The organism is Pseudomonas sp. PDM21 (assembly GCF_014852505.2).
Lineage (GTDB): Bacteria > Pseudomonadota > Gammaproteobacteria > Pseudomonadales > Pseudomonadaceae > Pseudomonas.
Genome location: NZ_CM181223.1, coordinates 5,765,309 through 5,779,713, shown reverse-complemented (window position 1 = coordinate 5,779,713; position 14,405 = coordinate 5,765,309). Strand labels below are relative to the sequence as shown.

The following is a 14,405-nucleotide window of genomic DNA, read 5'->3' as shown; positions in this document are numbered from 1 at the left end:
CACGGGGCCTGTAGCCGAAACGAGACAAGCGCTGGTGCTCATAAGTTAAGAACTAAAAATTATTTATTCGAAGTTTTTTATATCGGTAATCTAGCTCTACCGGACCACCGGACAAAGTTCCTGCACCAGGCTTCTCCCCATCGAACCCCGTCCCGTGGTCCGTCCCCTCTGTGAGGCCGGCACCGCCGTTACCTTCAGAGGAAACACCATGAACAAACCTCGTTTCGTACGCCGTGCCGTGGCCGGCGTCGCTGTGGCGGCTGCCTTGTCCTTCCAGAGCGCCGCGTTCGCCGACATCGTCCTGGGCTACCAGACCGGCATCGACCCGACCAAGGTTCCGCAAGCCGATGGCACCTATGAAAAGGTCATCGGCGAGAAGCTCGACTGGCGCCGTTTCAACAGCGGCCCGGAAGTGGTCGCCGCGATCGCCTCGGGCGATGTGCAACTGGGCAACCTCGGTTCCAGCCCGCTGGCCGCCGCCACTTCGCGCGGCCTGCCGATCGTGGCCTTCATCGTCTCCGCGCAGATCAATGCCGCCGAGGCCCTGGTGGTGCGCAACGGCAGCAAGATCGAGAAACCCGAAGACCTGATCGGCAAGACCATCGCCACCCCCTTCGTCTCCACTTCGCACTACAGCCTGCTGGGCGCACTCAAGCACTGGCAGATCGACCCGACCAAGGTGAAGATCGTCAACCTCAACCCCACCGAGATCGCCGCCGCCTGGCGCCGTGGCGACATCGATGGCGCCTTCGTCTGGTCGCCCGCCCTGGGCGAGATCAAGAAGTCCGGCAAGGTGCTGACCGACGCCGCCGAAGTCGGCCAGTGGGGCGCACCGACCTTCGAGGTCTGGGTGGCCCGCAAGGACTTCGCCGAGAAGCACCCGGAAGTCATCGCCAAGTTCGCCCGCGTGAGCCTGGACTCCTTCGCCGACTACAATGCGCACAAGGCGCAGTGGACCGCCGATTCCGAGCAGGTGAAGAAGATAGCCCGGCTGACCGGCGCCGATCCGAAGGACGTGCCCGAGCTGCTGGCCGGTTCTGCTTTCCCCGAATCCCAGGCGCAGCTGTCGTCCGCCCTGCTGGGTGGCGGAACCGCCAAGGACATCGCCGGCACTGCCGCCTTCCTGAAAGAGCAGAAGCGCGTGCCCTCGGTGCTCAAGGACTACTCGCCCTACGTCAGCGCCGATTACGTGCGCCAGGCGGAGAGCGTGCAGGTCGGGCAGCGCTGAGCAGCTTGCAACTCCATTCGCGGGGGCACCCTCTCCCCCCGCCCTCTCCCTGAAGGGAGAGGGAGCTGTCCGTGCCGGCTGACGCCAAGGTTGCAACCTGCACCGAACGGTCCCCTCTCCCTTCAGGGAGAGGGTTAGGGAGAGGGAAAGCACCGCACCGAAACATCCCTTTCTCACCCTACGGAGGGCAGAACATGAGCCGTCTGACGGCCGAGGCAGTCAGCCTCACTTTCCAGCAGCGCGGACGCGAGCGCGTCGTGCTGCAGGACCTCACTCTCAGCCTGGCCAAGGGCGAATCGCTGGTGGTGCTCGGCCCGTCCGGCTGCGGCAAGTCCAGCCTGCTCAACGTGCTGGCGGGCTTCCAGGCGCCGGACAACGGCCGCGTGCAGATCGACGGCCGTACCCTCAGCGGCCCCGGCGGCGAGCGCGGCGTGGTGTTCCAGGACGACGCGCTGATGCCCTGGCTGAGCGCGCTGGATAACGTCGCGCTGGGTCTGCGTATCCGTGGCGTTGGCGCTGCCGAGCGCAACGCCCGCGCCCATGAAGTCCTCAAGCTGGTGGGCCTGGGCGAGCACGCGGACTACCGCATCTCGCAGCTTTCCGGTGGCCAGCGGCAGCGCCTGGGGCTGGCTCGCGCGCTGGCGGTGGAGCCGGATTTCCTGCTGCTCGACGAACCCTTCGGCGCCCTCGACGCGCTGACCCGCGAGCGCATGCAGGTGCTGACCCTCGACCTGTGGCGCAAGACCGGCAAGGGGCTGTTCCTGATTACCCACAGCGTCGATGAAGCGCTGTTCCTCGCCACCGACCTGGTGGTGATGGACGGCCCGCCGGCGCGCATCGTCAAGCGCCTGCCGCTGGACTTCGCCCGCCGCTACGCCGCTGGCGAGCCGGTGCGCTCGATCAAGTCCGACCCGGAATTCGCGCGCCTGCGCCAACTGCTGCTGGATCTTTTTTTGGAAGAGACGCTTGAGGAACCGGAGGCCGAACATGCCCACTGATACCCTCGCCGGCAAACTCCCCGCCGCCGTGCCTAATGCCCGCAGTGTTCCGCGCGACTACCGTCGCTGGGCCGCCGCCGGCAGCGTCGGTTCGATCTTCGTGCTCTGGTGGCTGGCCACGCACCTGGGCTGGGTCGACACGCTATTCCTGCCTGCGCCGGAGCAACTGGTGGAAGCCTTCCAGCGCCTGCTCGCCGAGGGCTACGTCGATGCGTCGCTGTGGCAGCACATCGGCACCAGCCTGCTGCGCGTACTGCTGGCCCTCGGCGCGGCGGTGCTGACGGCCATTCCGCTGGGCATCCTGATGGGCCTCAACCCGCTGGTGGGTGCGGCGTTCGATCCGCTGGTGGAGTTCTACCGCCCGGTGCCGCCGCTGGCCTACCTGCCGCTGATCGTCATCTGGTTCGGCATCGGCGAGCTGTCCAAGGTGCTGCTGATCTACCTTGCGCTGTTCGCGCCGCTGCTGATCGCCACCGCCGCCGGCGTACGCCGCGTGGACAAGTCGCGCATCCAGGCCGTGCGCTGCCTGGGCGCCAGCCACCTGCAGGTGGTGCGCCACGTGATCCTGCCCAGCGCGTTGCCGGACGTCCTCACCGGCCTGCGCATCGCCCTGGGCGTGGGCTGGTCGACCCTGGTCGCCGCCGAGCTGATCGCCGCCAATCGCGGCCTGGGCTTCATGGTGCAGTCCGCCGCGCAGTTCCTCGCCACCGATGTGGTGGTGCTGGGAATCCTGCTGATCGCCGCCATCGCGCTGAGCTTCGAACTGGGCCTGCGCTGGCTGCAGAAGCGCTTCGCTTCCTGGGAATAACAAACCGATTCGACACCCTCGCCTTGCCGGCGAGGGGTAGGGGAGAGCGTGGCTCTTCCCGTGAACCTCACGAGAGAACACGAACATGACCACCCTGAGTATCGAACCCATCAGCCCGGCCCTGGGCGCCATCGTTTCCGGCGTACGCCTGGCCGACCCGCTGGACGACGGGGCGCAGCGCCAGATCGAGCAGGCCCTGCTCGACCATCACGTGCTGTTCTTCCGCGACCAGCCGCTGACGCCGACCCAGCAGGCGAACTTCGCCGCGCGCTTCGGCGACCTGCACATCCACCCGATCTACCCCAGCTCGCCCGAACAGCGCGAAGTCATCGTCCTCGACACCGCTGTCACCGACGTGCGCGACAACGCCATCTGGCACACCGACGTGACTTTCCTGGAGACCCCGGCGCTGGGCGCCGTGCTGGCCGCCAAGCAGTTGCCGCCCTACGGTGGCGACACCCTGTGGGCCAGCGGCATCGCGGCGTTCGAAGCGCTGTCCAAGCCGCTGCAGCAGTTGCTCGACGGCCTCACCGCGACTCATGACATCAGCAAGTCCTTCCCCCAGGAGCGCTTCGGCGCCACCGACGCGGACCTGGCTCGCCTGGAAGAAGCGCGCAAGAAGAACCCGCCGCGCAGCCATCCGGTGATCCGCACGCATCCGGTCACCGGGCGCAAGGCGCTGTTCGTCAGCGATGGCTTCACCACTCGCATCAACGAGCTGGAGCCGGCGGAAAGCCGCGCCATCCTCGACCTGCTGTTCGCCCACTTCGCCCGCCCGGAGTTCACCGTGCGCTGGCGCTGGAAGGAGAACGACGTGGCCTTCTGGGACAACCGCGTGACCCAGCATTACGCGGTGGACGACTACCGCCCGCAGCGCCGGGTGATGCACCGCGCGACGATTCTTGGCGACAAGCCGTTCTGACGGTTCTAGTAGGGCGCATAACCCCGGAACGGGTTATCCGCCCTACGATCCGATCGGCTTTTCGTAGGAGCGAGCTTGCTCGCTCCTACGAGGGCAGTCGTGCCGTTCTCGGCGCAATATTTCCTGCGATCCCCGTGACTTGCGGCAACAAAGCCGCACCGCAGACCGCATTCGTCGCCATTCTGGGTCGCGGTGGTTGGCTCGCTGTCCTACGCTTTGGCGGTCGTGTTTATGTATGAGACTGCCTACATGCAAGAAAGGATTCCGGACGAGTCCAACCTCGCCGAGCTGACGGTTCGCGGCCTGATCCTCGGCGCGCTGATCACCGTGGTGTTCACCGCTTCCAATGTGTACCTCGGCCTCAAGGTCGGTCTGACCTTCGCCTCGTCGATCCCTGCGGCGGTCATTTCCATGGCCGTGCTGCGCTACTTCTCCGGCTCCAACATCCTCGAGAACAACATGGTGCAGACCCAGGCCTCGGCGGCCGGCACCCTGTCCTCGATCATCTTCATCCTTCCCGGCCTCTTGATGATCGGCTACTGGAGCGGCTTCCCGTTCTGGCAGACCGCCGCCATCTGCTCCATCGGCGGCATCCTCGGCGTGCTCTACACCATCCCGCTGCGTCGGGTGATGGTGGTGCAGAGCAACCTGCCGTACCCCGAGGGTGTGGCGGCGGCGGAGATCCTCCGCGTCGGCAGCCAGGACGAGGAAGAGGAAAAGGCTGGGAAGCCCGCGAAAGCCGGTGGCCCGGGCCTGCGTGACATCCTCGCCGGTGGCGTGGTCGCTGCCGCGTTCAGCCTGCTCAGCAGCGGTTTCAAGGTGCTCGCCGAAGGCTTCAGCTTCTGGCTCACCGCCGGGCAGGCGGCGTTCCGCCTGTCCACCGGCTTCTCCCTGGCGCTGGTGGGCGCCGGTTACCTGATGGGCATTACCGCCGGTATCGCCATCCTGATCGGCGTGGTCATCGCCTGGGGCGTGGCCGTGCCGCTGCTCTCGGTGAACAGTGTGCTGGCCGCCGGGCAGAGCCTGCCGGAGCTGGCCACCAAGCTGTGGAGCAGCCAGGTACGCTTCCTCGGCGCCGGCACCATCGGTATTGCTGCGCTGTGGACCCTGGCCACGCTGTTCAAGCCCATGGTGCAGGGCGTCTGGTCATCGCTCAGTGCCGTGCGCGGACGCGGTGAAGTGAGCGACCTGCGCACCGAGCAGGACCTGTCGGCGAAGTGGATCGTTACCATCGCCGGCCTGCTGCTGGTGGCGCTGTTTGTGGTGTTCTCCTACTTCCTCGGCGAGGCCGCACCGGACCTGCACGGCTTTGGCTTCTGGGGCCTGGTGGCGGTCTGCGTGATCTTCGCCTTCTTCTTCGGCTTCCTGATTGCCGCTGCTTGCGGCTACATGGCCGGCCTGGTGGGCTCGTCGAGCAGCCCGATCTCCGGTATCGGCATCATCGCGGTGATCCTGGTGTCGTTGCTGATCCTCGGCGTTGGCTCGCTGGAAACCGGCTTCCTCGACCAGCAGGGCGGCAAGCTGGCCATCGCCCTGGCGCTGTTCACCACCTCGGTGGTGATCGCCATCGCGGCGATTTCCAACGACAACCTGCAGGACCTGAAGACCGGTTACCTGGTCGGCGCGACCCCGTGGCGCCAGCAGGTGGCGCTGATCGTCGGCTGTCTGGTCGGCGCCCTGGTGATCCCGCCGGTGCTGGAGCTGCTGTTCAACGCCTACGGCTTCACCGGCGCCCTGCCGCGCGAGGGCATGGACCCGAACGCCGCGCTGGCCGCGCCGCAGGCGACGCTGATGACGGCGATTGCCAGCGGCATTTTCCACAATGCGCTGAACTGGAACATGATCCTCATCGGTGTGGCGCTGGGCATCGCGCTGATCCTGGTGGACGTGCTGTTGCGCCGCACCGGCAAGGCCAGCCTGCCGGTGCTCGCCGTCGGCCTGGGCATCTACCTGCCGCCGACCATCGGCATGACCCTGGTGGTCGGCGCCGTGATCGGCTGGTTGCTGGAAACTGCACTGGCCAAGCGCGCGGTAGCCGCCGGCAAGGATGTGGAGAAATTCTCCGACGAGCCCAAGCGCCGGGGTGTACTGCTGGCTTCGGGCCTGATCGTCGGCGAGAGCCTGATGGGCATCCTGCTCGCCGCCATCATCGGCACCACCGGCTCGGCCACGCCGCTGGCGCTGGTCGGCGACGGCTTCGAGGACACTGCGCAGTGGCTGGGCCTGGTGGTGTTCGTGGCGATCTGCGTGCTGTTCTACCGCAAGGTGCTGACCGGCACCCGCGGCTGATCCTTCGCCATGATGCGAAAAAGGCGCCTGCGGGCGCCTTTTTCGTCGGTTTACGGGCTCAGCGCACCAGGTGCAGGAACTGCAGGTGCCGTTCGTACTGGTCGAGCATGTCGTTGATGATCTGCTCCTTGCTGTAGCCCATCAGGTCGTAGTCCTGGCTGCCTTCGGAGAGGTGCACTTCGGCGCGGAAGTAGCGGCGGTTCTTCAGGTGCAGGCCGCCCATGCCGGCGCGGGCGAAGGACGGGGTGAAGTAGCCGCGCATCGAGACCTGGTAGAGGAACGGATGCTGCGCGCCGTGGCCGATCTCCAGGCCGATTTCCAAGTTGCTCAGGTCCAGGTCGGAATCGACCTGCAGGCCCTTCTCGCGGAACACTTCGGAAACTTCGGCGATCGCCGGGCTGACCACGTCGACCATGTAACGGTACACCTCGTCGCGGGTAGGGAAGTGCACCGCCTGGGAAATGCGCCGCTTCCAGCCGCCGGGCTTGGCCGAGGGCGGCGGCGCCAGCGAGTGGGTGCGTGCGCGCTGACGCTGGGACTCCAGGTAGAACGCCTTGTGCAGGCCCCACATCATCAGCAGCAGGATCAGCGAGAAGGGCAGCGAAGTCAGCACCACCGCTGACTTGAGCGCATCGATGCTGCCGGCGAACAGCAGGCCGCCGGTCACCAGCGCGGTGGCTACGCCCCAGAACACCCGCAGCCACTTTGGGCCGTCGTCGTCGGCGCTGCCGCCGTGGGCGGAGAGGGTGGAGAGCACCACGGTGCCGGAGTCCGCCGAGGTGACGAAGAAGACGAAGCTGACCAGCACCGTCACCGCGATCACCACGCGGCTGGCCGGATAATTCTGCAGCATCTGGTAGAGCGCCATGGACGGATCGCTGATGGCAACGCGGCCCAGCTCGCTGAAGCCATGGTTGAGCACCTGGTCCAGGGCGCTGTTGCCGAAGATCGACATCCACGCCAGGGTGAAGCCCAGCGGAATGAACAGCACGCCGAAGACGAACTCGCGAATCGTCCGCCCACGCGAGATGCGCGCGATGAACAGGCCGACGAAGGGCGCCCAGGCGATCCACCAGGCCCAGTAGAACACCGTCCAGCCACCCAGCCAGTCGCTGCCATCCTTGCCGTAGGCGTAGAGGTCGAAGCTCTTGGTCGGCAGGGCGCCGAGGTAGTCGCCGATGTTCTGCACCAGGGTGTTGAGCAGGTGCTGGGTGGGGCCGGCGAACAGCACGAAGAGCAGCAGCGCGCAGGCCAGCAGCATGTTGATGTCCGACAGCAGGCGGATGCCCTTGTCGACACCCGATACGGCGACCAGGATGGCCGCGCCCATCATCAGCGCGATCAGCGTCATCTGCACCGGATGGCTGTGGGCGATGCCGAACAGGAAGTCGAGGCCGGCGTTGAGCTGCAGCACGCCGAAGCCCATGTCCGCACCCAGACCGAATACCGTGGCGATGATGCCGAAGCAATCCACGGTGTAGCCGATGGGGCCATTGATGCGCTTGCCGATCAGCGGGTAGAGCGCGGAACGCAGCGCCAGCGGCAGGTTGTGACGGTAGGCGAAGTAGGCCAGCGCCATCGCTACCAGGGCGAACACGCCCCAGCCGTGCAGGCCCCAGTGCAGGAACAGCAGCTGCATGGCCTGGCGCGCCGCTTCGGGCGTGCCGGCCTCGCCCTGGGGCGGCTGGGCGAAGTGGGTCAGCGGCTCGGACACGCAGAAGAAGAACAGGGTGATGCTGATGCCGGCGGCGAACAGCATGCCGGCCCAGGACAGGTAGCTGAATTCCGGCTCGTCGTGGTCGGCACCGAGCTTGATCTTTCCGTAGCCGGAAAGCGCGGTGACCACCACGAAGATCAGGTACAGCGTCATCGCCAGCAGGTAGTACCAGCCGACGCTGTCGGCGGCCCAGGACTGCGCGGCGAGCAGCCATTCACCGGCCCGTTGCGGTTGGGCGATGACGGTCAGGGCGAAGATGAGAATCAGCGCGGCCGCACCGTAGAAGACCGGTGGGTTCATGCGCATGGCGGGGGAGGGTGTTACGGACGGGGGGGATTGTGCAACGGACAAAACGGGCGGGGTCCCTCGAAGTTTTCCTTGAACAAGCATTCAATGAAAACACGATTGAGCCCTGAAAGGCCAATCAGCGGGACCGGTGGTCCCGCCGCCGGCCCTGGTCGAGGGCCGAGCGGAGCGGGTACTGCTTTACTTGCGGCGGTTCTTTTTCGCCTCACGGATCTCACGGCGTTCCGGGTCGGCCTTCGCGGGCGCGGTCAGGAAAGCGGTGGCGGCGAAGAAGTTAGCAAGAGCGGCAAAGCTGGTCACGATAGTCTCCAATGGCGCCGGGGAAAATGGGTCCCGACCGCCTGATAGCCATTTTCCCTGAAGATTGTGACGAAAAGAAGTGAATGGTCTTGATGAGGGGTATTGATCTGGTCGATGGGACTGCTTTTTTCGATATTTGCGGGTAATCGACCTTATTTTGACTCTTTGCTCAGGATTCCCTCCTGCCGACCTGCAACTCGGCAAAGCCTTTCACTGCGACCGTTCGTCGCGAAAGGTGAAACGGTTCAGCGCCATTCGTGGCTTTGCCACGATTACCGGCTGTCAGGCGGGTGAAACAGTTCTCCGCATAGCACAGTTACCGGAATAGAGCGGGTTCCAGTCCGGAAACTTGAACGGGTGTGCAATTTTTCGTGAAAAACATGTGAAACGGCTATGGCGATTGACTTGCCGATTCCGTTAGTCTCCCTCGGCAGGACAAAAAACCACCAACAGGGAGCATCTCGAGATGGACTTCAAACGCATCGCCATTGCCACTGCACTCTTCGCTTCGCTGGCCGGTTGCCAGACCATGACCACCAACCAGGCCATCGTTCCGCTGCAAGCCGCTACCGCCCAGATGATCGGTCTGGCTTCCTCCGACGAGCTGGTTGTCAGCGACGTCAAAGCCGGGCAGCCGGATGCCCTGGGTGGCCAGGAACTCTCCTACGTCGCCACCACCACCAAAGGCCGCGTGTTCAACTGCACCTCGCGCATGATGCCGGGCCTGCTGACCGATCCGGCCAAGCTGACCAACCCGTCGTGCACCCCGGTGGTTGCTCACTCGAACACCGCCACCAAGTAATACCCCAGTTGCATGCAGTCGCCCGTGCGCGGCCCTTCGGGTCGCGCTGGCGACTACAGCGCGGCGACTCAGCCGCGCTCGTGCTCCAGGCGTTGCAGTAGCGCACGCAGCTGCGCTTCGACGCCGGGCTGGCGCACCAGATGCCCCAGCGCCTCTTCGCTTATCTGCGTTTCCCCGCCTGATCCCGCAACGCCGCCTGAAAAGTTCAGGTGCTCCGGGCGTATCTCCTCGTCCGGGCTGACCAGCAGGGCAAAGTGGATGACGTTCTCCAGTTCGCGGATGTTTCCCGGCCACGAATAGCCTTCCAGCGCCCGCTGCGTATCCGTGGCGATCTGTGGCACCGGCAGTTCCAGGCGTTGTGCATGTACGCCGAGGAAGTATTCCGCCAGCGGCTGGATATCGCCGATGCGTTCGCGCAGCGGCGGCAGCGTGAGGTTGCCGTCGTGCAGGTACTGCTGCAGCCCTTCGAGGAATTTCCCCGCTTTCACCGCCTGCCCCAGATCGATGCTGGTGGCGGCGACCAGGCGCACGTCCACTGGCACCGGCTCGCGCGCTCCGACGCGCAGCACTTCGCGCTCCTGCAGCACGCGCAGCAGTTTCTGTTGCAGCGACAGTGGCAGGTCGGCGATCTCGTCCAGGTACAGCGTGCCGCCGTTGGCCGAGCCGAACCAGCCGGCGCGGCTGCCCACCGGGCCGTTGTGCGCCCCCGGTGCGTAGCCGAACAGCTCGGCGTCGGCGTAGTTGCGGCTCAGGGCGCTGCAACTCACTGCGACGAACAGGCCGGGCCGCTCGCTGGCGCGGTGGATGTGGCGGGCCAGCAGTTCCTTGCCGGTGCCGGTCTCGCCGTGGATCAGCACCGGTTGCGGCAACGGTGCCAGACGCTCCACCTCGTCGCGCACTTCATGGGAGCGCGGGTCGAAGAACACCAGCGCCTTGGCGCGGATGCTCAGCGGGCTCTTGTCGGCGTCGGGGAAGGTCAGCAGCGGTAGCGGCGCGTGGGGTGCGTTCATGGGAAATCTCCTTCTGCTCTTACAGCGCGTCCAGCGCCTGCAGGAAGTCGCGGACGATGTCCTCGCTGTCCTCGATGCCCACCGACACACGGATGGTGCCGTCGTGGATGTCCAGCGCGGTCAGGGCCTCGGCGGACAGCGCACGGTGCGAGGTCTTGCCGGGGTGGGTGATGCTGCTGGCGACGCCGGCCAGCGACGGTGCGAAGGCGGCCAGTTGCAGCTCGCCGATCAGCGTGTCGACCCGGTCGAGGCCGCCCTTCAGGGTGAAGCTCAACATGCCCGAATGGCCTTTGCGGAATAGCCGCTGCGCCAGCTCGAAGTCCGGGTGCGAGGGCAGGCCGGGGTAAAACACGCGGGCCACCTGCGGGTGCGCTTCGAGGGCTTCGGCCAGCGCCTGGGCGTTCTGCGAGTGGGCCTTCATGCGCAGGGCCAGGGTCTTGGCGCCGCGGAAATTCAGCCAGCTCTCGAAGGGGCTGGCGCTGCCGCCGGCGTTGATCTGGAAGCGCCGCGCGGCGGCGATCCACTGCGCATCGCCGACCAGCGCGCCGCCCATGGCGTCGCTGTGGCCATTGAGGTACTTGGTGGTGCTGTGGATCACCAGGTCGGCGCCATCGCGCAGCGGCTGGTAGAGGACCGGCGAGAGGAAGGTGTTGTCCACCAGCAGCTTGAGACCGTGGCGGTGGGCAAGCTCGGCCAGCGCCGGGATGTTGCTGACGCGTACCAGCGGGTTGGAGGCGGTTTCGGTGTAGATCAGCTTCGTGGTCGGGGTGATCGCCGCTTCCACCGCCGCCAGGTCATTGAGGTCGAGCAGGCTGGAGGCGATGCCGAAGCGCGTCAGTTCCTTCTCGATCAGGCTCTGGGTGGTGCCGTACAGCTCACGGCTGGCGATCAGGTGATCGCCGGCGCCGAGCACGCCCAGCAGCGCGGCGGAAATGGCCGCCATGCCGGAAGCGGAAAACAGCGCGTCCTCGCCACCTTCCAGCTCGCGCAGCAGCTCTTCCACGGCGCTGTGGTTGGGGTTGCCGATGCGCGTGTACATGTAGTTGTCGGGGTTGCCGGCAAGGAAGTCGTCGACCTGCTCCAGCGAGTCGTAGACGAACACCGAGCTCTGGTAGATCGGCTGGCTCTTGGCGCGGGTGACCATGCGCCGGTCGGCATCGTGGCCGGCATGTACGGCGCGGGTGGAGGGGCCTTTGGCGTGGTCGCTCATGGCAAGTCCTGGGATAAGAAAAACGCCGGTGGAACCTGCCCACCGGCGTCGAAGCGGGCGCGCTACAGATGCGCCCAGCGTGGGAGTCGTTGCGCCCGGCCAGCGGCCGGGCGACGGATCAGAAGGCCGGCACCACGGCGCCGTTGTACTTCTTCTCGATGAAGGCTTTGACTTCCGGGCTGGTCAGGGCGGCGGAGAGTTTCTTCAGGGCATCGCTGTCCTTGTTGTCCGGGCGCGCCACCAGGTAGTTCACGTAGGGCGAGTTGCGGTCTTCGAGGATCAGGGCGTCCTTCACCGGGTTGAGCTTGGCTTCCAGCGCGTAGTTGGTGTTGATCAGGTCCAGGTCGACCTGGTCCAGCACGCGCGGCAGCAGGGCCGATTCCAGTTCCTTGAACTTCAGGTGCTTGGGGTTCTCGGCGATGTCTTTCGGGGTGGCCAGGGCGTTGCTCGGGTCCTTGAGCTTGATCACGCCGGCCTTCTGCAGCAGGAGCAGGGCGCGGCCGCTGTTGCTGCCTTCGTTGGGGATGGCGACGGTGGCGCCGTCAGGCAGCTGGTCGATGGACTTGTACTTCTTCGAGTAGCCGCCGAAGGGCTCGACGTGCACGCCGGTCACGGTGACCAGGTTGGTGCCCTTGCCGGAGTTGAAGTTGTCCAGGTACGGCTTGGTCTGGAAGTAGTTGGCGTCCAGGCGCTTCTCGGCAACCTGCACGTTGGGCTGTACGTAGTCGGTGAAGACCTTGATCTCCAGGTCCACGCCTTCCTTGGCCAGGGTCGGCTTGATCAGCTCGAGGATCTCGGCGTGGGGGATCGGCGTGGCAGCGACAACCAGCTTTTCGTTGGCGAAGGCAGTGGTGCTGAAGGCAGCGGCGAGGGCGGTCAGAAGCAGCAGCTTTTTCATTGCGATGTCCTTGTGGGGCAGATGACCGCTGGCGTCCGGGCCGGCCGGGATGGGGCCTTCGTACGGGCGGTGGATTCTTTTTCCGCGGCTCACTCGGCAGCGGTTGCAGCGAAAGTTACCCGGTCTTGTTATTCCAATAAAATATTAATTTTTCATTTTCATATTCGATTTTGTTCATATGGCTTGCGCGGGCGAGACCTGAGACAAGCTGTCGCGCGACACCCCGTCGCGCGGCAACCCACCACTCCAGCCACCGTCCGCCGGGCGCGTAAGATCGATGCAGTTTCTTGAGCGGCGTCAATGCAGATGGTGGTCCATTCTGATTGAGCGGCAAAAAGAACCCGAACCGACGCCAGATCGGTGGCTCGAAACTGAGTCATTGGAAACACAGACATCACGCAAGAACGCCCTGCGCATGCGCAAGGTACGGTGCCCGACCCTTCCGTGGGGTTGGCGTCAGCCTGAAGAGGAATCGTCATGTTCGGATTAGAGGCGCTCGACCTGGCCCGGATCCAGTTCGCCTTTACCGTGTCCTTTCACATCATCTTCCCCGCCATCACCATCGGCCTCGCCAGTTACCTGGCGGTACTCGAAGGCCTGTGGCTGAAGACCAACGAGGAGGTCTACCGCGACCTCTATCACTTCTGGTCGAAGATATTCGCCGTCAACTTCGGCATGGGCGTGGTCTCCGGCCTCGTCATGGCCTACCAGTTCGGCACCAACTGGAGCGCCTTCTCGGCCTTCGCCGGGAGCGTCACCGGCCCGCTGCTGACCTATGAGGTGCTCACGGCGTTCTTCCTCGAAGCCGGCTTCCTTGGCGTCATGCTCTTCGGCTGGCACCGCGTCGGTCCGGGCCTGCACTTCTTCGCCACGGTGATGGTGGCGATCGGCACGCTGATCTCCACCTTCTGGATTCTCGCCTCCAACAGCTGGATGCAGACCCCGCAGGGCCACGAGATCGTCAACGGCATCGTGGTGCCGGTGGACTGGCTGGCGATCATCTTCAACCCGTCATTCCCCTATCGCCTGCTGCACATGGCGATCGCCTCGTTCGTCGCCACCGCCTTCTTCGTCGGCGCCTCGGCGGCCTGGCACCTGCTGCGCGGCCGCGACAACCCGGCGATCCGCAAGATGCTCTCGATGGCCATGTGGATGGCGCTGATCGTGGCTCCCATCCAGGCCATGGTGGGCGACGCCCACGGCCTTAATACCCTCAAGCACCAGCCGGCGAAGATCGCCGCCATCGAAGGTCACTGGGACAACAGCGAAGGCGGCCCGACGCCGCTGATACTGGTCGGCTGGCCGGACATGGAACGTGAGGAAACCCGCTTCAAGATCGAGATTCCGGTACTCGGCAGCCTGATCCTGAACCACAGCCTGACCGAGCCGATCCCGGCGCTGAAGGACTTCCCGAAAGCCGACCGGCCCAACTCCACCATCATCTTCTGGTCATTCCGCATCATGGTCGGCCTGGGGCTGCTGATGATCCTGGTGGGCCTGTGGAGCGTCTGGCTGCGCTGGCGCAAGCGGCTGTTCGAGAACCGCGCGTTCCTCCATCTGGTGTTGTGGATGGGACCGTCCGGCCTGATCGCGATCCTCGCCGGCTGGTTCACCACCGAGATTGGTCGCCAGCCTTGGGTCGTCTACGGGCTGATGCGTACCTCGGACGCGGTGTCCAACCACAGCGTCGCGCAGATGAGCCTGACCCTGGTGATGTTCGTGCTGGTGTACTTCAGCCTGTTCGGCGTGGGCATCGGCTACATGATGCGCCTGGTGCGCAAGGGCCCGGTCACCCACGAAGGCCGCGAGACCAGCCATGGCGGCGCCGGCCAGAAACGTACCGCCGCGCGGCCGCTGTCGGCCACCGAAGAGGGTTTTGACGACGATGACAGCACTGACGCGGGGAGGAACTGAACC

Annotated in this window: 11 protein-coding genes; 7 read left to right on the top strand and 4 right to left on the bottom strand. The window is 65.3% G+C overall.

Features of this window, described 5'->3' with window-relative positions; all coding sequences use genetic code 11:
• Positions 1–208: 208 nt before the first annotated feature.
• The 5 genes from tauA to IB275_RS26665 all read left to right on the top strand — a co-directional run bounded on the left by tauA (position 209) and on the right by IB275_RS26665 (position 6,245).
• Positions 209–1,228 (top strand): taurine ABC transporter substrate-binding protein, encoded by a 1,020-nt coding sequence (tauA, locus tag IB275_RS26685; protein ID WP_138214168.1) that lies wholly within the window; start codon positions 209–211, stop codon positions 1,226–1,228.
• 194 nt (positions 1,229–1,422) lie between these two features.
• The gene (locus IB275_RS26680) at positions 1,423–2,226 is read left to right on the top strand and encodes a taurine ABC transporter ATP-binding protein (protein ID WP_192292765.1); all 804 of its coding nucleotides are present in this window, start codon (positions 1,423–1,425) and stop codon (positions 2,224–2,226) included.
• Positions 2,216–3,034, top strand: a complete 819-nt coding sequence (locus tag IB275_RS26675) for an ABC transporter permease subunit (RefSeq protein WP_192292763.1) — start codon at positions 2,216–2,218, stop codon at positions 3,032–3,034. Before IB275_RS26680 ends, IB275_RS26675 begins: the two co-directional genes overlap by 11 nt.
• 85 nt (positions 3,035–3,119) lie before the next feature.
• A complete protein-coding gene (gene tauD / locus IB275_RS26670; RefSeq protein WP_192292761.1) occupies positions 3,120–3,956 on the top strand; it encodes a taurine dioxygenase in 837 nt (278 codons plus the stop codon).
• 249 nt (positions 3,957–4,205) lie between these two features.
• Positions 4,206–6,245, top strand: coding sequence for an OPT family oligopeptide transporter (locus IB275_RS26665; protein WP_192292759.1), 2,040 nt, complete (start codon positions 4,206–4,208; stop codon positions 6,243–6,245).
• Positions 6,246–6,303: 58 nt separating this feature from the next.
• Here the strand turns inward: IB275_RS26665 and betT are convergent, their stop codons facing one another.
• Entirely contained in the window at positions 6,304–8,262 is a 1,959-nt protein-coding gene (betT, locus tag IB275_RS26660) for a choline BCCT transporter BetT (RefSeq protein ID WP_139791660.1), read from the bottom strand.
• A 772-nt stretch (positions 8,263–9,034) separates the two neighbouring features.
• Here betT and IB275_RS26655 point away from each other — a divergent pair.
• Positions 9,035–9,370 carry a hypothetical protein gene (locus tag IB275_RS26655; protein ID WP_015478994.1) on the top strand — a complete coding sequence of 112 codons (336 nt, stop codon included), beginning with the start codon at positions 9,035–9,037 and terminating at the stop codon, positions 9,368–9,370.
• A 68-nt stretch (positions 9,371–9,438) separates the two neighbouring features.
• On the opposite strand, the gene IB275_RS26650 is transcribed toward IB275_RS26655, so the two are convergent.
• The 3 genes from IB275_RS26650 to IB275_RS26640 all read right to left on the bottom strand — a co-directional run bounded on the left by IB275_RS26650 (position 9,439) and on the right by IB275_RS26640 (position 12,488).
• Positions 9,439–10,380, bottom strand: a complete 942-nt coding sequence (locus IB275_RS26650; RefSeq protein ID WP_192292757.1) for a sigma 54-interacting transcriptional regulator — start codon at positions 10,378–10,380, stop codon at positions 9,439–9,441.
• A 19-nt stretch (positions 10,381–10,399) separates the two neighbouring features.
• A complete protein-coding gene (locus IB275_RS26645; protein ID WP_192292755.1) occupies positions 10,400–11,590 on the bottom strand; it encodes a trans-sulfuration enzyme family protein in 1,191 nt (396 codons plus the stop codon).
• A 118-nt stretch (positions 11,591–11,708) separates the two neighbouring features.
• Positions 11,709–12,488 (bottom strand): MetQ/NlpA family ABC transporter substrate-binding protein, encoded by a 780-nt coding sequence (locus tag IB275_RS26640; RefSeq protein WP_081520055.1) that lies wholly within the window; start codon positions 12,486–12,488, stop codon positions 11,709–11,711.
• Positions 12,489–12,965: 477 nt separating this feature from the next.
• On the opposite strand from IB275_RS26640, the gene IB275_RS26635 reads away from it, so the two are divergent.
• The gene (locus tag IB275_RS26635) at positions 12,966–14,402 is read left to right on the top strand and encodes a cytochrome ubiquinol oxidase subunit I (RefSeq protein WP_081520056.1); all 1,437 of its coding nucleotides are present in this window, start codon (positions 12,966–12,968) and stop codon (positions 14,400–14,402) included.
• The last annotated feature ends 3 nt before the right edge of the window (positions 14,403–14,405 follow it).

Bases quoted from the DNA above. Each gene is read 5' to 3' on its own strand.
- IB275_RS26675 (WP_192292763.1), top strand. From the start codon at position 2,216: ATGCCCACTGATACCCTCGCCGGCAAACTCCCCGCCGCCGTGCCTAAT.
- IB275_RS26680 (WP_192292765.1), top strand. From the start codon at position 1,423: ATGAGCCGTCTGACGGCCGAGGCAGTCAGCCTCACTTTCCAGCAGCGC.
- IB275_RS26665 (WP_192292759.1), top strand. From the start codon at position 4,206: ATGCAAGAAAGGATTCCGGACGAGTCCAACCTCGCCGAGCTGACGGTT.
- IB275_RS26655 (WP_015478994.1), top strand. From the start codon at position 9,035: ATGGACTTCAAACGCATCGCCATTGCCACTGCACTCTTCGCTTCGCTG.
- IB275_RS26640 (WP_081520055.1), bottom strand. From the start codon at position 12,488: ATGAAAAAGCTGCTGCTTCTGACCGCCCTCGCCGCTGCCTTCAGCACC.
- tauA (WP_138214168.1), top strand. From the start codon at position 209: ATGAACAAACCTCGTTTCGTACGCCGTGCCGTGGCCGGCGTCGCTGTG.
- IB275_RS26650 (WP_192292757.1), bottom strand. From the start codon at position 10,380: ATGAACGCACCCCACGCGCCGCTACCGCTGCTGACCTTCCCCGACGCC.
- tauD (WP_192292761.1), top strand. From the start codon at position 3,120: ATGACCACCCTGAGTATCGAACCCATCAGCCCGGCCCTGGGCGCCATC.
- IB275_RS26645 (WP_192292755.1), bottom strand. From the start codon at position 11,590: ATGAGCGACCACGCCAAAGGCCCCTCCACCCGCGCCGTACATGCCGGC.
- betT (WP_139791660.1), bottom strand. From the start codon at position 8,262: ATGAACCCACCGGTCTTCTACGGTGCGGCCGCGCTGATTCTCATCTTC.
- IB275_RS26635 (WP_081520056.1), top strand. From the start codon at position 12,966: ATGTTCGGATTAGAGGCGCTCGACCTGGCCCGGATCCAGTTCGCCTTT.